At 39.8% G+C, this 22,010-nt stretch carries 29 protein-coding genes; 24 read left to right on the forward strand and 5 right to left on the reverse strand.

Annotation, left to right across the window (positions count from 1 at the left end):
- The 5 genes from lpxK to A7P54_RS04900 all read left to right on the forward strand — a co-directional run bounded on the left by lpxK (position 1) and on the right by A7P54_RS04900 (position 3,923).
- Positions 1-1,008 carry a tetraacyldisaccharide 4'-kinase gene (gene lpxK, locus A7P54_RS04880; protein ID WP_171548831.1) on the forward strand — a complete coding sequence of 336 codons (1,008 nt, stop codon included), beginning with the start codon at positions 1-3 and terminating at the stop codon, positions 1,006-1,008.
- A gap of 9 nt (positions 1,009-1,017) precedes the next feature.
- The gene (kdsB, locus tag A7P54_RS04885; RefSeq protein WP_004806621.1) at positions 1,018-1,779 is read left to right on the forward strand and encodes a 3-deoxy-manno-octulosonate cytidylyltransferase; all 762 of its coding nucleotides are present in this window, start codon (positions 1,018-1,020) and stop codon (positions 1,777-1,779) included.
- Between the two features lie 2 nt (positions 1,780-1,781).
- Positions 1,782-2,765, forward strand: coding sequence for a DNA polymerase III subunit delta' (locus A7P54_RS04890; RefSeq protein WP_171548832.1), 984 nt, complete (start codon positions 1,782-1,784; stop codon positions 2,763-2,765).
- A gap of 184 nt (positions 2,766-2,949) precedes the next feature.
- Positions 2,950-3,255, forward strand: a complete 306-nt coding sequence (locus tag A7P54_RS04895) for a hypothetical protein (protein ID WP_171548833.1) — start codon at positions 2,950-2,952, stop codon at positions 3,253-3,255.
- 158 nt (positions 3,256-3,413) lie between these two features.
- The gene (locus tag A7P54_RS04900; protein WP_032811637.1) at positions 3,414-3,923 is read left to right on the forward strand and encodes a lipoprotein; all 510 of its coding nucleotides are present in this window, start codon (positions 3,414-3,416) and stop codon (positions 3,921-3,923) included.
- A gap of 54 nt (positions 3,924-3,977) precedes the next feature.
- Here A7P54_RS04900 and A7P54_RS04905 read toward each other — a convergent pair whose 3' ends face one another.
- On the reverse strand, positions 3,978-4,481 hold the full coding sequence (locus A7P54_RS04905) for a hypothetical protein (protein WP_171548834.1): 504 nt from the start codon (positions 4,479-4,481) through the stop codon (positions 3,978-3,980).
- Between the two features lie 336 nt (positions 4,482-4,817).
- Here A7P54_RS04905 and A7P54_RS04910 point away from each other — a divergent pair, with 336 nt between their 5' ends.
- From A7P54_RS04910 to A7P54_RS04985, 16 genes are all read left to right on the forward strand, one after another.
- Positions 4,818-5,162, forward strand: coding sequence for a PilZ domain-containing protein (locus A7P54_RS04910; RefSeq protein WP_004806631.1), 345 nt, complete (start codon positions 4,818-4,820; stop codon positions 5,160-5,162).
- 24 nt (positions 5,163-5,186) lie between these two features.
- On the forward strand, positions 5,187-5,960 hold the full coding sequence (locus A7P54_RS04915; RefSeq protein ID WP_005204211.1) for a TatD family hydrolase: 774 nt from the start codon (positions 5,187-5,189) through the stop codon (positions 5,958-5,960).
- Between the two features lie 41 nt (positions 5,961-6,001).
- Positions 6,002-6,610: a TetR/AcrR family transcriptional regulator gene (locus tag A7P54_RS04920; RefSeq protein WP_017401929.1), complete on the forward strand. Its 609-nt coding sequence runs from the start codon at positions 6,002-6,004 to the stop codon at positions 6,608-6,610.
- 11 nt (positions 6,611-6,621) lie between these two features.
- Complete coding sequence (locus tag A7P54_RS04925) at positions 6,622-7,170, forward strand: type II secretion system protein (protein ID WP_171548835.1); 549 nt, start codon at positions 6,622-6,624, stop codon at positions 7,168-7,170.
- Entirely contained in the window at positions 7,160-7,753 is a 594-nt protein-coding gene (gene gspI, locus A7P54_RS19020; protein WP_171548836.1) for a type II secretion system minor pseudopilin GspI, read from the forward strand. Before A7P54_RS04925 ends, gspI begins: the two co-directional genes overlap by 11 nt.
- The gene (gene gspJ / locus A7P54_RS04935) at positions 7,750-8,481 is read left to right on the forward strand and encodes a type II secretion system minor pseudopilin GspJ (RefSeq protein WP_171548837.1); all 732 of its coding nucleotides are present in this window, start codon (positions 7,750-7,752) and stop codon (positions 8,479-8,481) included. The genes gspI and gspJ overlap by 4 nt, the downstream gene beginning before the upstream one ends.
- Entirely contained in the window at positions 8,438-9,472 is a 1,035-nt protein-coding gene (gene gspK, locus A7P54_RS04940) for a type II secretion system minor pseudopilin GspK (RefSeq protein ID WP_171548838.1), read from the forward strand. Before gspJ ends, gspK begins: the two co-directional genes overlap by 44 nt.
- 108 nt (positions 9,473-9,580) lie before the next feature.
- Complete coding sequence (locus A7P54_RS04945; protein ID WP_005313447.1) at positions 9,581-10,177, forward strand: 6-carboxytetrahydropterin synthase; 597 nt, start codon at positions 9,581-9,583, stop codon at positions 10,175-10,177.
- 44 nt (positions 10,178-10,221) lie between these two features.
- On the forward strand, positions 10,222-10,935 hold the full coding sequence (gene ung, locus A7P54_RS04950; protein WP_004806648.1) for a uracil-DNA glycosylase: 714 nt from the start codon (positions 10,222-10,224) through the stop codon (positions 10,933-10,935).
- Complete coding sequence (locus tag A7P54_RS04955) at positions 10,932-12,056, forward strand: enoyl-CoA hydratase/isomerase family protein (RefSeq protein ID WP_171061051.1); 1,125 nt, start codon at positions 10,932-10,934, stop codon at positions 12,054-12,056. The genes ung and A7P54_RS04955 overlap by 4 nt, the downstream gene beginning before the upstream one ends.
- A gap of 5 nt (positions 12,057-12,061) precedes the next feature.
- On the forward strand, positions 12,062-12,571 hold the full coding sequence (tadA, locus tag A7P54_RS04960) for a tRNA adenosine(34) deaminase TadA (protein WP_171548839.1): 510 nt from the start codon (positions 12,062-12,064) through the stop codon (positions 12,569-12,571).
- Between the two features lie 66 nt (positions 12,572-12,637).
- On the forward strand, positions 12,638-13,078 hold the full coding sequence (locus tag A7P54_RS04965; RefSeq protein WP_005204193.1) for an SRPBCC family protein: 441 nt from the start codon (positions 12,638-12,640) through the stop codon (positions 13,076-13,078).
- 9 nt (positions 13,079-13,087) lie between these two features.
- Positions 13,088-13,768 carry a (d)CMP kinase gene (cmk, locus tag A7P54_RS04970; protein WP_171548840.1) on the forward strand — a complete coding sequence of 227 codons (681 nt, stop codon included), beginning with the start codon at positions 13,088-13,090 and terminating at the stop codon, positions 13,766-13,768.
- Between the two features lie 114 nt (positions 13,769-13,882).
- Positions 13,883-15,565, forward strand: a complete 1,683-nt coding sequence (rpsA, locus tag A7P54_RS04975; RefSeq protein WP_004806660.1) for a 30S ribosomal protein S1 — start codon at positions 13,883-13,885, stop codon at positions 15,563-15,565.
- 157 nt (positions 15,566-15,722) lie between these two features.
- Positions 15,723-16,025, forward strand: a complete 303-nt coding sequence (locus A7P54_RS04980) for an integration host factor subunit beta (RefSeq protein WP_004806663.1) — start codon at positions 15,723-15,725, stop codon at positions 16,023-16,025.
- Between the two features lie 14 nt (positions 16,026-16,039).
- Positions 16,040-16,405: a lipopolysaccharide assembly protein LapA domain-containing protein gene (locus A7P54_RS04985; RefSeq protein WP_171548841.1), complete on the forward strand. Its 366-nt coding sequence runs from the start codon at positions 16,040-16,042 to the stop codon at positions 16,403-16,405.
- Positions 16,406-16,488: 83 nt separating this feature from the next.
- Here the strand turns inward: A7P54_RS04985 and A7P54_RS04990 are convergent, their stop codons facing one another.
- Positions 16,489-16,815, reverse strand: coding sequence for an AzlD domain-containing protein (locus A7P54_RS04990; RefSeq protein WP_005188015.1), 327 nt, complete (start codon positions 16,813-16,815; stop codon positions 16,489-16,491).
- A complete protein-coding gene (locus A7P54_RS04995; RefSeq protein WP_171548842.1) occupies positions 16,812-17,468 on the reverse strand; it encodes an AzlC family ABC transporter permease in 657 nt (218 codons plus the stop codon). The genes A7P54_RS04990 and A7P54_RS04995 overlap by 4 nt, the downstream gene beginning before the upstream one ends.
- An 89-nt stretch (positions 17,469-17,557) precedes the next feature.
- Between A7P54_RS04995 and A7P54_RS05000 the strand changes: the two genes are divergently transcribed.
- Together A7P54_RS05000 and pyrF are read left to right on the forward strand one after the other, a co-directional pair.
- On the forward strand, positions 17,558-18,106 hold the full coding sequence (locus A7P54_RS05000) for an XRE family transcriptional regulator (protein WP_005188020.1): 549 nt from the start codon (positions 17,558-17,560) through the stop codon (positions 18,104-18,106).
- A gap of 113 nt (positions 18,107-18,219) precedes the next feature.
- Entirely contained in the window at positions 18,220-18,900 is a 681-nt protein-coding gene (pyrF, locus tag A7P54_RS05005) for an orotidine-5'-phosphate decarboxylase (RefSeq protein WP_005313462.1), read from the forward strand.
- A gap of 12 nt (positions 18,901-18,912) precedes the next feature.
- Here the strand turns inward: pyrF and A7P54_RS05010 are convergent, their stop codons facing one another.
- Positions 18,913-19,830 carry a lysine exporter LysO family protein gene (locus A7P54_RS05010; RefSeq protein ID WP_171548843.1) on the reverse strand — a complete coding sequence of 306 codons (918 nt, stop codon included), beginning with the start codon at positions 19,828-19,830 and terminating at the stop codon, positions 18,913-18,915.
- A 240-nt stretch (positions 19,831-20,070) separates the two neighbouring features.
- On the opposite strand from A7P54_RS05010, the gene A7P54_RS05015 reads away from it, so the two are divergent.
- Positions 20,071-20,640 (forward strand): TetR/AcrR family transcriptional regulator, encoded by a 570-nt coding sequence (locus tag A7P54_RS05015; RefSeq protein WP_004806677.1) that lies wholly within the window; start codon positions 20,071-20,073, stop codon positions 20,638-20,640.
- A gap of 28 nt (positions 20,641-20,668) precedes the next feature.
- On the opposite strand, the gene A7P54_RS05020 is transcribed toward A7P54_RS05015, so the two are convergent.
- Positions 20,669-21,895, reverse strand: coding sequence for a multidrug effflux MFS transporter (locus A7P54_RS05020; protein WP_171548844.1), 1,227 nt, complete (start codon positions 21,893-21,895; stop codon positions 20,669-20,671).
- Positions 21,896-22,010: the final 115 nt, after the last annotated feature.

Below are 22,010 nucleotides of genomic sequence, written 5' to 3' on the forward strand. Positions count from 1 at the left end.
ATGTCGATGGCGCAACGAATACAGGATGCTTGGAATGAACAAGCTTCGTGGTTGGTAGTGTTGCGCCCACTGTCTTGGTTATACCGATTTGGTTTTTGTGCCAATCAAGCCTTGTATAAATACGGACTTAAACCCGTTTATACAGCACCCGTACCTGTCATGGTGATTGGTAATATTACTGTTGGTGGGAGTGGTAAAACACCATTGTTGATTCAGCTGGTCAAATATTTACAGCAACAGCAGATTCGGGTGGGTGTGATTAGTCGAGGTTATGGCGGCGAAGGTCCATTTCCGCTTTTGGTGACTCAACAATCTGAGCCCGATGCTGTAGGTGACGAACCTTGCCTTATTGTCCAATCTACCCAAGTACCAATGGCGGTTGGGCCGAATCGACAAGCTTCGATTGAGTTGTTACTCGAAAATGAACAACTGGATCTCATTATTAGTGATGATGGTTTACAACATTGGGCTCTGGCACGTCAGCTTGAATGGATTGTACTCGATCAAAATCGAGGTTTAGGTAATGAAAAATTATTACCAGAAGGTTATCTACGTGAGCCTAAATCACGCTTAAATGGTAGTACTGTCATTGAGCATAGCAAAACCGCACAAGCACAAAGAAGTATGCATTTGGCGGTTGGCCAGCCATACCTTTTAAATACAAATGTTGAAGTGGATTGGTTTGATGCTAATCAGTATTTTAATGCGGTTGTTGGTATTGGCTTTCCACAACGTTTTTATCACACCTTAAATACGATAGGCGTGCAGCAATATCAGGCGCATGAGTTTCCAGATCATCATGATTATGAAATTGATGATTTAAGCTTCGACAACCAAGAAGCTATTATCACCACTGAAAAAGATGCCGTAAAGTTTAAAACCTTATTAAAGCAACATCCTGAATTTAACACGCCGATTTGGGTGGTTCCTGTTGAGGCTGTTTTATCATCCGATTGTTATGACTTGCTGAAACAGCAGTTACAACACGTCGGTATTCAATTTTCTTAGAGAGCGACCATGAAACATATTGTCATTCCAGCTCGTTTTGCCAGTTCTCGTTTACCAGCAAAACCGTTATTACTCATTCATGGCCGTCCAATGATTTTGCGTGTGGTCGACCAAGCCAAAAAAGTTGCTGGTTTTGATGATCTGTGTGTGGCTACGGATGACGAGCGCATCGCAGAGGTATGTCGAGCGGAAGGGATTGATGTGGTGATGACCCGTGCAGAACATCCTTCAGGCACCGACCGTTTAAGCGAAGTTGCACGTCTGAAAGGATGGTCACAAGATGATATTATTGTCAACGTACAAGGCGATGAGCCATTGTTGCCTGCACAATTGGTTCAGCAGGTGAGTCAGCTTTTAGTTGAAAATCCGCAATGTTCAATGTCTACGCTGTGTGAACCAATCCATCAGTTAGAAGAGTTTCAGCGAGATAGTATTGTTAAAGTGGTGATGAGTAAGCGTAATGAGGCGCTGTATTTTAGCCGAGCAACCATTCCGTATGATCGTGATGCTGCGAAACAGGCTGAACCAACATTGCATGATCAAGCTTTTCGTCATTTAGGTCTATATGCCTATCGTGTGAAATTACTACAAGATTATGTCACTTGGGAACAAGGTCATCTCGAAAAGTTGGAAAGTTTAGAGCAACTCCGTGTACTCGAAAATGGTCACCGTATTGCTATTGCTGTGGCTGAAGCCAATTTACCGCCAGGGGTTGATACTCAGGCAGATTTAGACCGTTTAAATACTCTGCCTTTGAGTGCATTTGAATAATTATGGTCGATACTCAAGCTACAGTGATTTATCCTTGGCATGCTCAGACATGGGAGCTATTAACAACTCGGTTCCCTGAACTTGGGCATGGTCTTTTATTTTACGGAAAGAAAGGTTGCGCCAAGAAAGAGTTTGCAGAGCGATTTGTGGCTTGGGTGCTGTGTTTAAATAAGCAAGCACAACGGGCATGTGGTGAGTGTACCAGTTGTCAATGGTTGAAGTCTGATACGCATCCAAACTATGTGCATATCACCACAGATGAAGACAATAAAAAGCAAAATGCAAAGATTAAAATTGAAAAAATTCGGGATCTACTTCCGTTTGTTCAACAAACAGGAGAAGGTTGGCGGGTGGTGGTTATTGAGCCTGCCGAAGCACTGAATACCGCCTCAGCTAATGCACTGCTCAAGACCTTGGAAGAGCCTGGTGAGAAGGTTGTATTGATCTTGCTTGCAGATCATTACTTAAAACTTCCTGCAACCATTCGAAGTCGCTTACAGCACTTCGCTTTAGATCGCTTGACGATTCAGGATGCACAAACATTTGTGCAGCAGCAAATTCCAGAAATCTCGAATGAACAAATATCATTATTGCTGAGTCTTGCTAATGATATGCCTTTGACTGCTATTGAGATTGAAAAGAGTGAGTGGTTACAGAAACGTGCATTATTCTTGAATGATTGGTCTAAATTGGTTGCTGAAAAGAATATGCCTTTAAACTATTCAAATAAATGGTCTAAAGAATTAAATTTCTCTGAATTGATCACCATGTTTGAATATCTTTTAGGGGATCTGATTAGTTTAAAATTGAATCAATCACTAAAGAATAATGATTTGGACTTTAAATCACTAGCCGAGTTCTACAGTTTAGAGGCACTTTTTACTATTTATTCTGACTTACAGCAAAAAAAGTTAATGATTGAACAAAATGTACAAACCCAACTGGTATTGGATGAGTTGTTTATTCAATTGATGAATGTTGCTTAAGTAAATTTTAAAAATATTTTAATTAGATTTATAGGCTTAACCCTCTGGAATAATCAGGAGGGTGGGTTTTTATCATGTTTATGTAAAGTTTGTATATAAATTGTTCGATGCTCTTCAAACCTTATTAAAAGTATATAAAATGTGAGTTACTTCACAATAATATTAAAAAATAAGGAATATAGAGATGAAAATAACATTTATCGCGATTGCTTTATCATTTGCAATGATACCTAATATTGCAATGGCTGAACCGAAATTTGTATCCAATATTAATGGCTCCTCATTTGCGATTAATGCTTCAAATACAGGTTCTCAAGCATATGAATGTGTCTATAGCTATTCTTTCAATCATGCCAAAGGTGTGGTAGCGAGTCAGTTCAGTGGTAAGTTTTATATTGAAGCTGGGGTAAGTAATATTTCCGTGATTTCAAGAAATACAGATCAAATGATTAGCACATTGGATTTTGATTATAAATGTACTGAAAAATAATCATGCATATATTGAATACTCAGTAAAAAACCGCTTAGAAGAGCGGTTTTTTTTATGGGAAAAATTTCCCCTATGCTGAATGTTAAAAATTCACATATACAAATAAATATGTTATTTTTTCACATGGCGCTTTGCTAGGTATGCTAGGGAATTTAGATATGCACATAAAAACACTTTTGGTCGCTTTAAGCTTTTTGTCATTGAGTGCTTGTCAGACATTGGATTCAGCAATGTCTGCAACGGATGGAATTTTAAATAAAACTGGAGATATCCTGAGCGGGGACTTTCGTGGTTTAGGGCCTGCAAAGAAAGCAACACTTTCTGAAATCTGGAGAGATTGGCAACAAAACGAAATTACTGCAAAACGGAAATGGGATGCTCAACGTCTTGAAGTACCCGGAATCATTACTCGGATTACTAAAACAGGTGAAGTGATTTCTCAAAACCAAATCGCGATTATTTTTAAAGATCCAAGTAATAGCAAGTGTAAAGGGCAAGGCCTGACTCGTGACGATTTAAAAGTAAATACAGACAAGATTAGTAATCTGAAAGTTGGCGATCGAATTACCGTGACGGGTGTGCTTGGTACCACCGAATCGAAATGGGCGACACAAGGTGAATGTTGGTTCTCATTTGATAAAGCCGAGATCGTAAAAGCCACAAAGTAATATTTTTGATCGAGATAGTAAGCAAGCCTTACTATCTTTATCGATCTGAAGTATTTATGGGTTTAACGTGTTGTTATCATCTTCACTTTTTGCAGAAATGGGCGTGTGATAAACCAGTTTCAATTGGTTATTGTTGAGGAGGTAGAATTTTTTAGCATAGATATCTTTCCCATTCATTTGAACGGAACCATGGGTGACCAATAATAAGCTATTGGGTTGGATATCAATTAATTTTTCTCCAGTTTCTCCACCGAATACTTCGAGAATTTTTCCTGTTCTCTTGCTGATTAAAGTGAGGCTGAAACACATAGCACCACAACCCCAACCAACCGCGACATATTCTCCAGCATAGTCAGTTTTTTGTTTCAGTCCTTCTGATAATCGTGTTCTAAACAAACGAGCATCAGCATCACTCATGTCTAATTTTGCAGTGGGTCCTGTATAGATTTGCACTGGATAGTCGGTGAATTTGGGTTGTTTGTTCAAAATCTTCGCATAGAGCACGGACGGACTTAATAGATAAGCACTATACAAGATGATTAGACTTATTCTTTTCATTCTAAACTCCGTTGGATCTGCCTTTTTATGTTTTAATCGAGTCGGTTTAGTCAGTTTTGATGAGTTGTCATCTAGTTTTAAACAATCCTTTCTAGAATGCATGGCTTGTCTAAATAAAGTGCAGATTGATTGCTTTGTTCGGGTTTTATTTAAACATTATTTGTTGTTTGTTCGATTGTTTTCTATAATCAAGTCATAAATCGAGTATAGATTTTTTATTAGACGGTCACCAATGAGAATTCTCTAAAATTATGTATGGTTAGTAATATTTTTAGATTTATCAATGGTATAAAATTATTAACGTTTTGATGAATTCGTTTTTGACAGGGGAATGTTATGCAACCACAAATGATGGGCGGAATTATACAGGTCAATATTCCAGATAAAACCACATTGCAATCCAGCTATATGCCTTTTGTTGTGGGTGGTGGCTTGTTCGTACCGACGAAACAAGCCGTTAAAATGGGACAAGAGGTGTTTGTATTGGCAACCTTGCCAGAGCAATCACAAAAGATTCCTTTGACTGGAAAAGTGATCTGGATTTCGCATAAACAGACGCATTTTAAACCGCAAGGCTTTGCGATCCAACTTGTGGGGGAAAAAGGTGTGTATTATAAAAACGAAGCTGAAAAATTATTGGCGGGTATGAAAGGCTTGGATCGTCCAAGCTATACGATGTAGTTGTAAAGAGAATAGGAAGAACGAGTGTTTGTTGATACGCATTGCCATTTAACCATGTTAGATCTCAGTCCTTATCAAGGGGATTTGGATCAAGCACTTGAACAAGCACGACTTGCAGGTGTTTCCAAGTTCATGGGGATTTCAGTTGATCTTGATGATCATGTTAAATTGGCTGAAATTGCTGCTCGCCATCAGGATGTAGGCTATTCAGTGGGTGTGCACCCTTGTGAAGACGAGCATATTATGGCACGTGCAACAACGGATTATCTGGTGCAACTCGCTCAGTCAGACAAAGTCTGGGCCTTAGGAGAAACGGGTTTAGATTATTACCACAGTACTGATTTTGTTGCTGAGCAAAAACGTTGTTTTGCACGTCATATTGAAGCATCGAAAATTGTTAAAAAGCCTGTGGTGGTGCATACCCGAGCAGCGAAACACGATACGGTCGATATCATTCGGTCCGAACAATCTACACATGGCATCTTGCATTGTTTTACTGAAGACTGGGAAACCGCAAAGGCTGTATTAGATTGCGGCTATTATATTTCCTTTTCAGGTATTGTCTCTTTTAAAAATGCGCAAGACTTACGTGATGTTGCGAAGCAGGTACCACTTGATCGTTTGCTTATCGAAACAGATAGCCCTTATTTAGCGCCTGTGCCATATCGTGGTAAAACCAATGAACCGAAATACGTTCCTTTTGTAGCAAAAGCATTAAGTGATGTATATGATAAATCGGTTGAAGAGATTGGCATGATTACAACACAAAATTTTGAGAATCTCTTAAATTTGAAATAAACGGTTTTTGATGTACTAGGAAAGAGAGTTATTACGTGAAAATGGATCGTCAGGCTCAGTTTAGAGCACGAGAAGTATTAATTTTTCAAATCGCGGAGCAACTCCTATTAGAAAATGGCGAAGCTGGTATGACGCTAGATGCCTTGGCAGCTGAGCTGGATCTTGCCAAAGGTACGCTATATAAGCATTTTCAAAGTAAAGATGAATTGTATATGCTGCTCATTATCCGTAATGAGCGTATGTTATTGGAAATGATTCAGGATACGGAAAAGGCTTTTCCTGAACATTTAGCATTCTTTATGCTGCATCATTTACATCACCCAGAACGTACAGCATTATTTCACCAAATTGAAGAACGTCTTTCGACAACGGGTCAGGGCATTCAATTGCTTTTTAGTGAGTTGTATAAAGTACGCCGACAGCGCTTACGTATCATTATTCGTATGACTGAAAGTTATTTATTGGGTATCAATAGCACGATGACCACACGTGATTATCTCGCGTCAATTTGGTCGTTGACTTATGGTGCAGCGGTTATTTTGAATTCGAGTTTCTATCAACGCTATTTAGGTTCTCGAGATACCTTACGTGTTGCCTATATTGAGCAGGCTTTAGCATTACCTAAGCTACTCGAACCTGTTCTCCCATAGTTGAAACAATAATGAGATCACCACTGCATTCGCAAAAAGCCTTTACCCTGATTGAAATCATGGTGGTGATTGTTATTATGACAATCATGGCATCTCTGGTGGTGTTAAATATTGGTGGGGTCGATCAACGCCGAGCCATGCAAGCCAGAGAAATGTTTATTCTTGATCTAAAAAAAATAAATAAAGAAGCAACAGATCAGGCCAAAGTTTTTGCTCTAAATACTCAGAATGCCACAGATGTTGCACCGTTTAGCTATAACTTGTTTGAATACCATGATCAAAGTCGTGAGCAGATTCAGCAGGCAGACCGTACTTGGCAATTGTATAAAGAATTTAAAACTCGCCAATTACCCGATCATGTGTCTTTCAGTATTCAAAGTTTGGATACAGCGACTTATAACAGAGCAAAAAATGAAGACTTGTTGGGGGGGAAAGCTCCTCAATTGATTTGGTTTGGGAACGGTGAAGTGAAACCAGTTCGAATTCAGTTCTACTATGAGCAAAAACCGATTGGCCATGAGTTGCAGTTAGATCACTTGGGTAAAGTTGATGAAAGTTAGATATTGGGGAAATCGCGCTTCAACGTGTACTCGAAGCATAGCTTTCGGTCTTGCAGCAGGGAAACCTCATACCTTAAGCAAAGCTTCTCAGTCTTCTTACGAAGCTGAGCTTCTCAGGGTGAAACGTTGTTTCATTAACCCTGCAACTCGAAGCATAGCTTCTCGCCTTGCGACACGATCGAGCCTTGCTCGATTTAATCGTGTCTCAGGATTTACCCTGCTCGAAGTGATGGTGGCCTTGGCAATCTTTGCTGTAGCTGCAATTGCCTTAACTAAAGTGGCCATGCAATATACTCAGTCGACATCGAATGCGATTTTGCGTACCAAAGCGCAATTTGTGGGGATGAATGAGGTTGCATCGATGGAAATCAATCAGGAGTGGCTAGAGGGAACACAATCCAAGCAAGTGACTTCTCAAGGTGAAACCTGGCAAATTGATAAAAAAGCCCAATCGACGATTAGTCCGAAAATTCAACGTATCGAGTTGCAAGTCAGCTTATTTAACAATGAACAAGGTAAGGTCGAGGCGGGTGTTACCAATCTTGTGTTCTTTAACTATCCTGCAAAGGCGAGAACACAATGAAATATAATGCTGGGCATCGCTTTTCGCCTCACTCAGGCTTTACCTTAGTTGAATTGTTGGTTGCAATTGCGATTTTTGCTGTGCTTTCGATGCTGGGGTGGAAGGTCTTTGATTACCTATTAAAAGTAAAAGATCGAAATGCTGAGCATGAAATGCACCTATTTGCCTTGCAAGATGCATATCAACAAGTATTAAGAGATAGCTTGCAGATTATTCCATTGACAGCAAATGATGGAAGGCAGTTGCAAGCAGCTATTGTATTGAATGATCAAAGTTTTTCATTTAGTAAGGCAGGTGTTTCTGATCCATTGAAGCAGGGACTATCACCTTATGAGCGCATTGAATATCGCTATGATTCTGCACAGAAGAAAGTGTATCGATTGAAATACTCAAATCTCAATATCCCGAATCGTGTGCAACCGATATCAAGTACATTGTTGGAGAATGTAGATCAGTTTAAAGTGCTGGTTTTGAACCCGCAAGAATTGACACAGTGGCCTGAGAATAGTGACCCGAGCAATATTGCTGAACTTAAAAAATTACCGCTAGGCATAAAAATACAGTTAACTGTTGCAGGCATGGACTATGAATGGATCTATAGTTTATTGAATACACAGGCATATTTACAGTCGATAGGAAATTCAAGTGGTATGGGTGGGGGTGCAAATTCACCTGATAATAAAGATGGCTCAAACTCATCTAATCATACTCAACTTCCAACACAATGAGCAAGAGGCATATTCAGTGATTAGAAAAGCTCAAAGTTATGGAGTTGCTCAGCGTGGCATTGCATTATTAACCATTCTGGTCATGGTCGCTTTAGCAACGATTTTGGCAGCGACTATTGCCAAACGCCAGACCAATACCTCTGAAAATACTGGGTATTTGATGCGCCAAGATCAATCTTTATTGTATGCAAAAAGTGCAGAAGCTTTTTTTTCTGAGTTGCTTATTCAAGACAGTGATAATGGTGGCACGATTGATCATTTACAAGAGAATTGGGCCAAACCTATGCCACCATTCCCAGTAGAGGATGGTTCTGTTTCTGGGCGCTTATTGGATGAATCCGGGAAATTTAATCTTAATAATTTGGTTAAAGCGGATGGTAGTCAAGTTGATGATTCGGCTCGACGTTGGTTTGAAAAATTGTTGCAGCGAGTTGGTTTACCCGCTGAACTTAGTCAAGCTGTGATTGACTGGCAAGATGTTAATGATGAGACAACAGGTGCAATGGGCGCTGAGAGTAATTATTATCAAGGTTTAGACCCTGCATATTTAGCGCCGAATACGAAGTTTCATAGTGTAGATGAACTGAAACTGGTGAAGGGATTTGAAGGTAAAAATTACGATTTAATTAGGCCTTATGTCACAGCATTGCCAGAACAGACCAAAGTAAATATGAATACGGCACCAGCATTATTGCTCGCCAGTATTGATCCGAAAGTTGATGTTAAGGCGGTAGAGCAGGAACTGAAAACCAAACAAACCAATTTGACTTATTTCAATAATGTTGAAGATTTATGGAAGTTAAGTGCTTTTTCTGGAATAGATGAGCAAAGCAAAACTGATGCTGCGACTTTCCTTGACAGTAAATCAAGTTATTTCACTGCTCAAATTGAAGTTGTTTTAAGCGAACGGAAAAGGCAGTTTACCAGCTCATTAGCGCGAAAAGACAAGCAAGTATTTGTTTATTCTAGAAGTCTTTCGCCATTTGAGTAGTATTCTTTATTGAGTTATCAAATGGTGACAAGATTTAAAATCAATCCCAATGCTTGTTTTTTTGCTTTATAATAAAATTCGTTTGCAGATAAAAGATTAGCTTGGTGCATGTTAATTCGTAAATTGTTTAAGTTTGAAAATGCTCATATTGTACGTAACTGTACATCGGACCGTTGTAAGCGTTCGATTCATGGGCATAGCTATAAAGTTGAATTATTATTAAAAGCGTCAAAGTTAGATCATGGGCAAATGGTCTATGACTTCGGTCTGTTAAAAGGCGTCATCAAAGAGTTGTATGATAGTTTTGATCATGCAATTTGTTTTTGGCAGAAAGATGATCCTGCTTATATTGATGCATGTAAAACATTTAGCGCGCGTTGGATTGCGTTACCTGTTTCCCCATCGGCTGAACAGTTTTCTCGTATTTTCTTTTATCTTGCTCAGCAGGTATTGAACTCGACTACCACTCAAAATGGTGAGGGTGATGTTGAGGTTTATTCTGTTATTGTGCATGAAACGGATACAGGTTACGCACAGAGTTTTCAAGAAGATATCGACAATGAGCAAATGGGTGTATTAAATTTGGATCAAATTGTATTTTCAGAGCAAGTACAAGCTGAATGGAGTGATGTTCAGATGTATGAAAATCTGAAAAAAGGAATCAAATTCCAAAACCCAAACGTAGAATTACAAGTTAATATTTGAGTGTGTTTTCACTCCAGTGAGTGAATTTATTTCAAGGAATGTGGATGCAATTTACTGAACAGCAACAGGACAAACTAAGTAAAGTTCAGTTGGATGAGTCTTGGAAAATCTCACTTTCAGAGTTTCTATTGAGTCAAAAAATGGATAATTTGAGGGAGTTTTTGCAACAAGAAAAACTTGCAGAAAAAACCATTTATCCACCAAGTAAACAAATTTTTAATGCGCTGAATACGACACCACTTGGTGGCGTCAAAGTGGTGATTTTAGGGCAAGACCCGTATCATGGTCCAAACCAAGCTAATGGTTTGAGCTTTTCGGTACAAAAAGGGATTGCATTACCACCGTCCTTGCGTAATATTTTTCATGAATTACATACGGACTTGGCAGTACCAGTTTCACGACATGGCGACTTAAGTAAATGGGCGGCACAAGGCGTACTTTTACTGAACAGTGTACTCACGGTAGAAGCAGGACAACCGACTTCACATCAAAAACAAGGATGGGAAGAGTTCACGGATAGCGTAATTGATGTATTAAATGAACAACGTGAACATATCGTGTTTATTTTGTGGGGTGCCTACGCACAGCGCAAAGGTCAACGTATTGATCGTAATAAACATCTAGTACTAAGTGCAGCGCATCCATCACCACTAGCAGCGAATCGTGGTGGCTTTTTTGGCTGTAAAGTATTTTCAAAAACAAATCATTACTTGAAACAACATGGCATTGAGCCTATAGACTGGCAATTGGACGCATAATGACTTCTCCTGATTTAAATAGCTATCATCCAGATTTAGTTATTGAACACGCAAAAAATGGTTGGCGAATCATTCGTCTGAATCGACCTAAATCGTTGCACGCTTTAGATGAATCAATCGTAAGTGCGCTGCTTCAAGTGTTTGAAGATTTTCATGTCGATGAGACGGTTAAAGCGATTTGGTTTGACTCAACCACACCAAAAGCATTTTGTGCGGGCGGTGATGTTCGCAAGTTACGTCAATTGGTGATTAATCAGGAAGTGGATGCTGCGAATCAATTCTTCCAGCAGGAATATGCACTTGATTTACTGTTGCATAACTATGCTAAACCAATCGTGGTTTGGGGAGAGGGTTATGTGATGGGTGGTGGGCTTGGTCTATTTATGGCTGCACCATTTCGCTTAGTTACGCCTTATTCACGTTTGGCCATGCCAGAAATCAATATCGGCTTATACCCTGATGTTGGTGCAAGCCGCTTCTTGGCTGATCGTGGGCAAATTGGTTTGTTTACCGGCTTGACGGGTTCAATTATGACGGCAGCGGGTGCATTTAGCATCGGTTGGGCGACGCATATCTGCGAAGCGCAACGTGATAATATGCTTCAAAAAGTACTCAGTGTGGATTGGAATCATTACCCTGCTGGCGCATTTAGAGCGATTGACGATACTTTAAATAGTTTGCATCGCCCTGTGGCGTCTGGGCCACTACAAAACTCGATTGATGTAATTCATAGCGTATGTCGCGGTCAAAGCTTTGAATATGATTATCAGTCGATTATTGGTTTAAGTGATGCAAGTAGTGACTGGTTGCGTCAAGCCAGTGAAAACTTACAGAAAGGCTCGCCAAGCACGGCTGCAATCACATGGTTGTTATGGCAATGGGGTAAGCAAGGGCATGCATGGGATGAAGTGTTTGCATTGGAGGCACAGATTTCTGATTGGAAAATTCGCCATCCAGATTTTGTCGAAGGGGTTCGTGCGCGTTTGGTTGATAAAGACTTATCTCCAGAATGGCAGGCAACTGAGCAACTCAGCTTGAAAGGTATCTTGGGAGATTGTCCTCCTGTGACTAATATCGAAAGCTGGAATGCTTTATTGAAGCAATACGGTGTCATTGCCTGATTGTTATGAGTTCTGAAAATTTTAATGATGAATATTGGATGCAGCTTGCCTATGAGCAGGCTGCATTAGCAGCAGCGCAGGATGAAATACCTGTCGGAGCAATTCTGGTCAGCAAGGGTCAGGTAATCGGTGCTGGATATAATGCGCCAATTAAATTGTCGGATCCAACAGCACATGCTGAAATACAAGCGTTGCGTGCTGCTTGTCAGTCTTTAAATAACTATCGCTTGCCCGACGATACAACACTTTATGTGACGCTTGAACCTTGTACCATGTGTGTGGGTGCATTAATTCATGCACGGATACAGCGTGTGGTTTTTGCTACGACCGAACCAAAAGCAGGTTCATTGGTGAGTGCTAGACAATTGCTTGATAGTGGCTATTACAATCATAAGTTTGTCTTTGAACAAGGTTGCTTACAAGAACAATGTTCATTGCAATTGAGTGATTTTTTTAAACAAAGAAGAAATGAAAAGAAGAAAATCCGTTCGTCAAAAACGTCCTTAAATGATTAAAAATGTCTTATGAGTTGTGGCAAACTAAGCCTCCGATGATTTTGGGTTACATCAAAAGGCGAACTTATGCGTAATGCAATCACCATAGAAAAAGAATTTAATGCACCGATTTCCGAAGTTTTTGACTTACTGTCAAAACATGCCACTTATAACAAGGCATTTGCACCTTTACAGGTTGTTCGTGTAAAGGATTCTGCTGATCCAGAACGTCCTGATGGTGTAGGTTCGATTCGCCGTATGGGTTTTGGAGCGATTAAGCCTTTACAAGAAGAAATCACTTTGTTGGAAGAAAATAAGCGTATTGAGTATAAGTTGATTAATAATCCTTTGGTGAAGCATCACTTGGGGCAAATTGATTTTAAAGAAATTACACCTTTTATAACTTTAGTAACTTATAAGATTGAATTTACAGCAAAAGCACCTTTAGTCAGTAAATTAGTTCTTGCACAACTCAAAGCAGCGATTACACTAGGGTTCTCAAAATTAGCCAAATCAGTTGCTTCATAAGAGATGGGAATGACAGTTCATATTATTACGATAGATGGTCCAAGCGGTTCGGGCAAAGGCACATTGGCTGCTAAAATTGCAGCACATTATCATTTTAATTTATTAGATTCTGGTGCTTTATATCGTTTACTCGGACTGTCATTGTTTCAGCGAGGCTTGCTGGACCAAATTGGTGCGAACTTAGATCAATGCGTTGAGTATGCGACTCATTTGGATATTGAATTTAAAACGACTGAAGTAGCGACACTTGTTTTTTTGGAGGGTGTAGATGTCACTAACACTATTCGAACGGAACAAGTGGGTGAATATGCCTCTAAAGTTGCAACTGTACCTGAATTAAGAAAGGCATTATTCTCGCGCCAACGTGCATTTATTCAAGCACCGGGATTGGTTGCAGATGGTCGTGACATGGCAACTTCTATTTTTCCAGAAGCCCAAGCGAAAATTTATTTAACTGCTTCAGCTGAGTCTCGGGCGGAGCGACGCGTAAAACAGTTGCAGGGCATGGGCCTTGATGCTAAAATAAGCGACATTTTATCTAACATACAAGCTAGAGATAAGCGAGATATGGAGCGCACAGTTGCTCCGCTCAAACCAGCAGATGATGCGTATATCATTGATAGTTCTACAATAGGCATCGATGAAGTGTTTCAGTTAATGGTTGACTATATCAATGGCTGTATAAAATAGATACACAATTTTTTATCAGTTGAAGCATTGCTTGATCAGATTTTTTGGACAATGTAACAACTTAACTAAACCGGCCTTGTCTGATCCAAGACCGCGGACTTTATCAGGTATATCATGACCGAATCTTTTGCAGCCCTCTTTGAAGAAAGTGAATTAAACCTCAACGTTGAAAAGGGTGCAGTCATCCAAGGTACTGTTGTTAGTATCGATTCTGACTGGGTTACTGTTGACACTGGCCTTAAATCTGAAGGCGTAGTTGACCGTGCTGAATTTTTAAATGAACAACGTGAACTTGAAGTTCAAGTTGGCGATACTGTTGACGTAGTTGTTGAAGCGCTTGACAACGGTATGGGTCAAACAGTTTTATCACGTGAAAAAGCGAAACGTGCTGAAACTTGGACTAAACTTGAGAAAATCTTTGAAGACGGCGAAATCGTTACTGGTGTTATCTCTGGTAAGGTTAAAGGCGGTTTCACTGTTGACATCGGTCCTGTACGTGCATTCTTACCAGGTTCTTTAGTTGACACTCGTCCTATCCGTGACACGACTCACCTTGAAGGTAAAGAGTTAGAGTTCAAAGTAATCAAACTTGATGCTAAACGTAACAACGTTGTTGTATCTCGTCGTGCAGTTATGGAAGCTGAATCTTCAGCTGACCGTGAAGCATTACTTGCTCAACTTGAAGAAGGTCAAACAGTTACAGGTACAATCAAGAACCTTACTGATTACGGCGCGTTCGTTGATCTTGGTGGTATTGATGGTCTTCTACATATCACAGATATGGCTTGGAAGCGTATCAAGCACCCTTCAGAAGTTGTTGAAGTTGGTCAAGAAGTTACTGTTAAAGTACTTAAATTTGACCGCGAGCGTAACCGCGTATCTTTAGGCCTTAAGCAATTAGGCGAAGATCCATGGTTAGCGATCATGAGCCGTTACCCTAAAGGTTCTATCGTTAAAGCACGTGTAACTAACTTAACTGACTACGGTTGCTTCGCTGAAATCGCTGAAGGCGTTGAAGGCTTAGTACACGTTTCAGAAATGGACCACACAAACAAAAACATCCACCCATCTAAAGTTGTTCAGATCGGTGACGAAGTTGATGTTATGGTTCTTGAAGTTGACGAAGAACGTCGTCGTATTTCATTGGGTATCAAACAAACTCGTGCTAACCCATGGGAAGAGTTTGCTAAAGCAAATGAAAAAGGCGAAAAAGTTTCTGGTACGATCAAGTCAATCACTGACTTCGGTATCTTCATCGGTTTATCTGGTGGTATCGACGGTTTAGTACATTTATCTGACATTTCTTGGAACGAACAAGGCGAAGAAGCTATCCGTCGTTACAAGAAAGGTGACACAGTTGAAGCAGTTATCTTATCTGTAGACGCTGAAGGTAACCGTATCAGCCTTGGTATCAAGCAATTAAACAGCGATCCATTCAATGATTTCTTAGCTGCAAACGAGCGCGGTGCTTTAGTTAAAGGTACTGTAACTGCTGTTGATGCTAAAGGTGCTACAGTTAAATTAGCTGATGACATCGAAGCAACGCTTAAAGCTTCTGAAATCAACCGTGACCGCGTTGAAGATGCAACTAAGTTCTTAGAAGTTGGCCAAGAAGTTGAAGCGAAGATCATCAACGTTGATCGCAAATCTCGCTCTATCAACTTGTCTATCAAAGCGAAAGACGAAGCTGAAGAGAAAGAAGCTGTAAACAATGCTCGTCAAGCTGCTGCAACTCAAACTGCAGAAAGCAATGGTCCTAAGACTATTGGTGACTTAATTAAAGCTCAAATGAAGTAATTTGTTAAAAAGTACGTTTCTTGTAACTGAGACGTACTTTTTTATACAAAAATACTGCAAACGGTAGCGTAGTAATCATGTACTGCGCTACCGTTTTGTATTTAAACAGGTTATTATTAAAAACATTGAAAAGTAGCAATAATTAAAGAGGTCATCAATGACTACTGAAGCACTTAATAAATCTGATTTAATTGAACGGATTGCACTTAAAAACCCACACTTGGCTGAGCCTTTGGTAGAAGATGCAGTTAAGATTATGATTGATCAAATGATTGAAGCGCTTTCAAGCGGCGATCGTATTGAAATCCGTGGTTTTGGTAGTTTTGCATTGCATCACCGTGAGCCACGTTTAGGTCGTAATCCTAAAACAGGTCGATCTGTAGATGTTGCAGCGAAAGCGGTCCCACACTTTAAACCTGGTAAAGCACTTCGTGATGCAGTAAACGAATCTGCTGAATAAGAATTGAGGTGTTTATGCGTTATGTATTAATTGCATTACTCGTTGCCATTTTTGGTTATTCACTCGCTTTGGTTCTTCAGAACCCAGCTGAGTTACAAGTGGATTTATTATTTACTCAAGTCCCAGCTATGCGTTTAGGTCTTCTCCTTTTATTGACGCTTGCATTGGGTATTGTGGTGGGTTTATTACTAGGCGTTCAAGTTTTCCGAGTCTTCCAGACCAGTTGGGAAATTAAGCGGCTGCGTAAAGATATCGACTATCTTCGAAAAGAGCAGATCCAACTTGCACAACAAGCTGCCGCAGAAGCTGCTGCAAGTGTACGACATGAAAAAACAGTGTTGGATATTAATTCTGAAAGTCAAACGCGTACGCCACTGTAATTAAAAATATTTTGAGGGTTGTAAAATCTGAAGAATTTATAACTCAATTAAATGGCCCTTTATTGGATTTAAAGGGCCATTTTTTATGGAAAGCCTAAATATCTTAAAGTGGCGGTAATGAGCATGGCCACGAGAATAACAACGATGAGTGAATATTTTTTCCACGCAAAAATGATTGCAACGAAAACACCAATGATTTTGCTGATTCCACTAAAATGGGTTTCAGTAAAAAGTGTATTAAATACTGCTAGGGTAAACAGTAGGACACAAGCAGAATCAGCCAGTAGTTGTTTGTGATGCTCTTTAAAGGTCATGCGATTGGCTAGATAAAAACCTGAGTAGCGAATCAAATAGGTACCAAGCGCAAGTACAACAATTCCAACAAAGATATAACTTTCACTATATTTCATTTTGACTTGCCTTTTAATAGTAGACCTAACATGGAAACAAGCACTGGTAAGCCTGTTGGTAGTAAGGGAATTGATGCCAGAGATAATGTACTGCCTAAAAATACACGGTGTCGTGTGGTTTTATTCTTAAGCATAGGCAAGATTAATGCGAAAAGAATGGCAGGAAATGCAGCATCAATACCAAATACGTAGATATCAGGAATATTTTTACTCAACAGATAACCAATAAAAACACCAATTGGCCAGAGAATAGCAATCCCGAATCCACACATCCAATAGGCTTTTTGCTTGGCATGATCTTCTTGTTGGCTTAGTCCAAACATGACGCTTTCATCATTCATGATATGGCAGGCAATAAACCGATAAGCATTCTTTTCAATAAATGTTGCAACGGATAAACCAAATGGCAGATGGCGTAGATTGATCAATATACCGGTCAATGCTGCAAAAATAGGATTGGTGCCAGTTGCAATCATACCAATGAATGTAAATTCTGCAGCGCCTGCGAGGACTGTGAGTGATAACAGCAAAGGAATCCACATCGGTACATCGAAGCTTGCAGCTACTGAGCCCAAGGAAATGCCCACAATTCCTGTTGCAACTGAAATCAGTACGATGGCTTTGATTAGATTAAATTGTTCTTTATCTTGCATCATTGGTTTCTATATCAAACGAACGTACGATATAATAGATTAATTTTATACCGTTCGTCAAAACGAACGTTCGTTTTTTATGGTGTTATATGAGTTTGCCAATTGAAATTGTCGCCAAAGGCTTACAACGAGAAAGACAGAAGTCTGGATTATCTTTAGCAGAAGTGGCTCGCCGAGCAGGGATTGCGAAATCGACATTGTCTCAATTGGAGGCCGCTCAAGGTAATCCAAGTCTGGAGACTTTATGGGCCTTATGTGTTGCTTTAGATATTCCATTTGCGAAATTGATGGAATCAAATATTGCGCAAACTCAAGTGATTCGTTTTGGTGAGGGGCCGTCAGTCAGTTCTGAAATCGCGCATTATCAAGCAATCTTATTGGCCAATTGCCCAACAGGCGCTAGACGGGATGTATATATATTAACGACACAACCCGGTGAGCCACGTTGCAGTCAGCCACACCCGATTGGGAGTGTTGAGCATATTATTATTATGAAAGGACGAGCAAAAGTGGGGTTGGTTGCGGAACCTATTTTGTTGAATGAAGGGGATTATATTTGTTATCCCGCAGATCAAGCGCATATCTTTGAAGCTCTGGAAGTGGATACTAGAGCGATCTTGATATCGGAGCAAAGATAAAGATCATTTCATCATTTTAAAAAAGCTTTTTTGTATTATGATGACTTTCTTGCTTTGTTCATTCTACTAATCACTTTATAATTAGCCGATTTTTATGTGATGGAACTAGATTCGTGAGTATTATTGTTGCCCTAGACGCAAAAAGCCAATATGACGCCTTAACAATTGTAGATCAGCTTGATCCGTCACTTTGTCGTGTCAAAGTAGGCAAAGAGCTTTTTACTCATGAAGGCCCATCAATCGTAAAAAATTTACAAGATAAAGGCTTTGAAGTTTTTCTTGATTTAAAATTTCACGATATTCCGAACACGACTGCTCAAGCGGTGTGTGCTGCCGCGGATCTTGGTGTGTGGATGGTGAATGTGCATGCATCGGGTGGCCGTAAAATGATGGAAACCTGTGTAGAGCGCCTTAAAGCGGGTAATTATTCAACTCAATTGATCGCAGTCACAGTTTTGACTTCAATGGGCCGTGAAGACTTACGTGATCTAGGTTTGGATATAGAACCTGTCGATCATGTAAAGCGTTTAGCAAAACTTACTCAAGACAGCGGATTAGATGGTGTCGTGTGTTCAGCACAAGAAGCCAAGATCCTTCGTGAACTATTAGGACAAGAGTTTGCATTGGTCACACCAGGGATTCGTCCTGAGGGTTCAAATGCAGATGACCAAAAACGTATCGTAACGCCAAAGCAAGCAATGCAAGACGGATCAACGCATTTAGTCATTGGCCGCCCAATTACCAAGGCTGAGAATCCAACTGAGATGTTGAAATCAATCTTGGCTTCAATCTAATAAAGTACGATGTTAAAACTTCATACTTAGAAATAAGCTGATTAAGAGTGGTGCGAGAAGTGACAAGATCAATCCACTCATCATGGCATGTGGAACATAATGTGTGCCACATGATTGTTTGACCATGGCAAGTGTGACATCCATTGACGTTGCACCTGCACTGGAAATCGCAGAGCGTGGAAAACGCCAGCCAAGACAATACATTAATAAAATGGCAAAAATTTCTCTAAACAAGTCCGTTAATAAAGCAATCCCACCCAGTTTGGCTGAGTGTAGTTCAGTGAATAAAATCCCTGACATGGAATACCAGCCATAGCCTTGGGCTAAGGCCATGACTTCGTTAAGACTATATTCATTGGATAAGATGAAATAATTTAACAGGGATGCCAAGCATGAACCAACAAATGCAGCCACGGGAACCAGCAAAATTTTCCAACTCAACCAACTACGATCAAATTGGGTGAAGGCCAGTTCGATCCCGATCAAAAAAATAAAGATCAGTAATAAATACCAACTATTAAAGCTGATCGTTAAACCTGAACTATTGACCATGACGCCGAATAGAATACCAACCCCCAAAGCCAAAAATGCTTTGGCGATATTCTTGAGTGCATTGAGAAATAGGTGTAAGGAAATCTTTCCTTGTACACTTTGGCGATCAATCAGTTTGTAGGTGATCAAGCAAATAAAAAATGAACCAATCGAGGTGGTAAATGCAATCAGTAATGCTGGCGGTAGAATAGCAGTAGGATTTTGAACGTGATTTAAGGCTTGAGTCAGTTCAAATGCGACGCTAATCAGTAAAATATAAGAAAAATAGGGCAGTATTTTAAATACGAATTGTTTAATTGTCTGTGATAAATGTGGCCCGACAAAATAGCCTAAGCTAATGCAAACAAAAATCTGGAAGATTAAAACAAGAGAGGTCATACAATCAGAGCGTTTATAGTGCTGATTTATTATGCAGGGAAATCTGATACTTGAATAGATTTATATATCATTTGATATAGAAAGTTTTGAAGATAAACGGATATCAATAAACTTGGGGGATACTGAGTAGATGATTATGTTGTCATTCAGGTAGATGGCATATAAATACAATCTCTTATTCAGCTATGAATATCCTGTTGGCTGAAATATAATTTTAGCAGTAATAAAGGTGGATGATTTGTGACAGCAGCTAAGATTCAAAAAGTGGCATTAGAACGGTTTGCAAAACAGGGCTTTGCAGCAACATCGCTAAACGAGATTGCGACTGATGTCGGGATAAAAAAACCTTCAATTTATGCACATTTTAAGAATAAGGACGAATTGTATCTCAGTCTGATTCCAATCATGATTGATGAAGAATTGGGACATGCCAAGGTTGTATTGCAAGGCGGAGAAAAAATCCAGCAGCAATTACTGCATTACTTTGAAAGTATCGAACAGCGTTTTGATGCATCATATGGTGTTCAATTTTGGATGAATGCATTAATTAGTCCGCCTGTGCACTTATATGATCAGGTAATTGAACCGATGCATGTCTTTATGGCGGAACTGGAAAATGTATTTTTACAAGCCATTCAACACTCTATTTTAATAGAAAATAAGCATCAACTGGATAGTGTCGCTCTGGCTCGTGTATGCATGAGCTTTGTCGATGCCTTACAAAGTGAATTGATCTATGGTGGGCGAGAGAAGTTTCACCTCAGATTGGATGCGATCTTAAAAGCATTAAATATTCTGATCAGCGCCTAAGTTTAGACACTGATCAAGTGTAATTTCTTTATTCTGTTTCTACTCTAGCAAATGATTCGAGCTGTTCTAGCGCAGCATAAAGACATAAGCCCAGAGCGATAGCACCACAAATAAACAAGCTGCTTGGAAGTAAGCTGACATTGATTTCTATTAAGCTCACAACAAACCCGATCAGTGCCGCGAAAGCATATTGTAGTAAGCCCATTAATGAGGATGCAGCCCCCGTTAAATGTTGTGGGCTTTGCTGCATGGTGAGTGCCGTTAAATTGCCAAAAATGAATCCAGTCGACCAGATGCTTAATCCCAAAAGCGCAATGTATTGCCATAAATTTAAGTCATAAAAATATAGGCAGAGCATCAAAACAAAACTAGAACCGCTGAATAAACACATACCAATGACGAGCAATTGTTGAGCTGACCAACGTTTGAGTAACAGGATTGAGGTTTGTCCTAGAATAATTAAGCCAATCGCATTCGCTGCAAATAAGGTACTAAAACTTTCGTTGTGAATATGGTAGTGCTGAATAAAAATAAAAGGCGATTGGCTGAGGTAAACAAAGAAAGCACCTAAGATAAACCCACCAGCAATCGTATAACTGATAAAGCTTTTATTCAGACAAAGCGTTTGATAGCTATTTTTGATCGCAGTGAATTGTAATGCTTGTCGATATTGAGGTTTCAATGTCTCTGGAATGGCTTGATTTCCCCATAGCCACAGGACCGAACCAAGCACTGCCAATGTATAGAAAATCAAATGCCAAGAGCCGATGCGTAAGATCAAGCTACCCAATAAGGGGGCAAGAATCGGTACAATCATCATGACTTGCATCAAAATAGAAAAATTCTTGGCACTGGTTTTGGCATCGCACACATCAGAAATAATTGCTCTTGGAACCACGAGACCTGCTGATGCACCTATTGCTTGTAAGAAACGTGCAGCCAGTAACCACTCAATCGTTGGTGCAACGGCTGCCAGTATTGATCCTAAGATAAAAACAGCAATTCCGATTAGTAATGGGTTACGGCGACCAAAGCGATCAAGCAATGGACCATAGATACCTTGACCAATAGCGAGTCCAATCAGAAATACTGAGAGCGTGAGTTGTATATGGCCTGGCGTTGTCGCAAAACTTTCTGCAAGCAGTGGAAATGCTGGCAAATAAATATCGATTGCCAATGCATCCAAGGCGGTAAAAAGGGAGAGCAACAGCAACAAAGACCAACTGATCTTTGTGACGGGAGGTGCAGCGTTCATGTTTTGTGTACTCTTTCGAGGGGAACAATATTTATTTTAACTACCTAACGGTAGGTAGTTAAAATATTAACATGAATATTTAGGTCTTGCATAGAGAAGAACAGGGGATTTAAAT

Origin of the sequence: Acinetobacter sp. Ac_3412 (assembly GCF_013072675.1) — a bacterium.
Lineage (GTDB): Bacteria > Pseudomonadota > Gammaproteobacteria > Pseudomonadales > Moraxellaceae > Acinetobacter > Acinetobacter higginsii.

Coding starts and splice junctions, on each gene's coding strand:
- gspK (WP_171548838.1), top strand. CDS start 8,438: ATGGCTCAAACTCATCTAATCATACTCAACTTCCAACACAATGAGCAA.
- A7P54_RS04910 (WP_004806631.1), top strand. CDS start 4,818: ATGCAACCACAAATGATGGGCGGAATTATACAGGTCAATATTCCAGAT.
- A7P54_RS04925 (WP_171548835.1), top strand. CDS start 6,622: ATGAGATCACCACTGCATTCGCAAAAAGCCTTTACCCTGATTGAAATC.
- A7P54_RS04920 (WP_017401929.1), top strand. CDS start 6,002: ATGGATCGTCAGGCTCAGTTTAGAGCACGAGAAGTATTAATTTTTCAA.
- ung (WP_004806648.1), top strand. CDS start 10,222: ATGCAATTTACTGAACAGCAACAGGACAAACTAAGTAAAGTTCAGTTG.
- A7P54_RS04990 (WP_005188015.1), bottom strand. CDS start 16,815: ATGAAATATAGTGAAAGTTATATCTTTGTTGGAATTGTTGTACTTGCG.
- A7P54_RS04945 (WP_005313447.1), top strand. CDS start 9,581: ATGTTAATTCGTAAATTGTTTAAGTTTGAAAATGCTCATATTGTACGT.
- gspI (WP_171548836.1), top strand. CDS start 7,160: ATGAAAGTTAGATATTGGGGAAATCGCGCTTCAACGTGTACTCGAAGC.
- rpsA (WP_004806660.1), top strand. CDS start 13,883: ATGACCGAATCTTTTGCAGCCCTCTTTGAAGAAAGTGAATTAAACCTC.
- A7P54_RS05020 (WP_171548844.1), bottom strand. CDS start 21,895: ATGAACGCTGCACCTCCCGTCACAAAGATCAGTTGGTCTTTGTTGCTG.
- A7P54_RS04980 (WP_004806663.1), top strand. CDS start 15,723: ATGACTACTGAAGCACTTAATAAATCTGATTTAATTGAACGGATTGCA.
- lpxK (WP_171548831.1), top strand. CDS start 1: ATGTCGATGGCGCAACGAATACAGGATGCTTGGAATGAACAAGCTTCG.
- cmk (WP_171548840.1), top strand. CDS start 13,088: ATGACAGTTCATATTATTACGATAGATGGTCCAAGCGGTTCGGGCAAA.
- A7P54_RS04900 (WP_032811637.1), top strand. CDS start 3,414: ATGCACATAAAAACACTTTTGGTCGCTTTAAGCTTTTTGTCATTGAGT.
- A7P54_RS05000 (WP_005188020.1), top strand. CDS start 17,558: ATGAGTTTGCCAATTGAAATTGTCGCCAAAGGCTTACAACGAGAAAGA.
- A7P54_RS05010 (WP_171548843.1), bottom strand. CDS start 19,830: ATGACCTCTCTTGTTTTAATCTTCCAGATTTTTGTTTGCATTAGCTTA.
- A7P54_RS04995 (WP_171548842.1), bottom strand. CDS start 17,468: ATGCAAGATAAAGAACAATTTAATCTAATCAAAGCCATCGTACTGATT.
- A7P54_RS04890 (WP_171548832.1), top strand. CDS start 1,782: ATGGTCGATACTCAAGCTACAGTGATTTATCCTTGGCATGCTCAGACA.
- tadA (WP_171548839.1), top strand. CDS start 12,062: ATGAGTTCTGAAAATTTTAATGATGAATATTGGATGCAGCTTGCCTAT.
- A7P54_RS04965 (WP_005204193.1), top strand. CDS start 12,638: ATGCGTAATGCAATCACCATAGAAAAAGAATTTAATGCACCGATTTCC.
- A7P54_RS04985 (WP_171548841.1), top strand. CDS start 16,040: ATGCGTTATGTATTAATTGCATTACTCGTTGCCATTTTTGGTTATTCA.
- A7P54_RS04905 (WP_171548834.1), bottom strand. CDS start 4,481: ATGAAAAGAATAAGTCTAATCATCTTGTATAGTGCTTATCTATTAAGT.
- A7P54_RS04895 (WP_171548833.1), top strand. CDS start 2,950: ATGAAAATAACATTTATCGCGATTGCTTTATCATTTGCAATGATACCT.
- kdsB (WP_004806621.1), top strand. CDS start 1,018: ATGAAACATATTGTCATTCCAGCTCGTTTTGCCAGTTCTCGTTTACCA.
- gspJ (WP_171548837.1), top strand. CDS start 7,750: ATGAAATATAATGCTGGGCATCGCTTTTCGCCTCACTCAGGCTTTACC.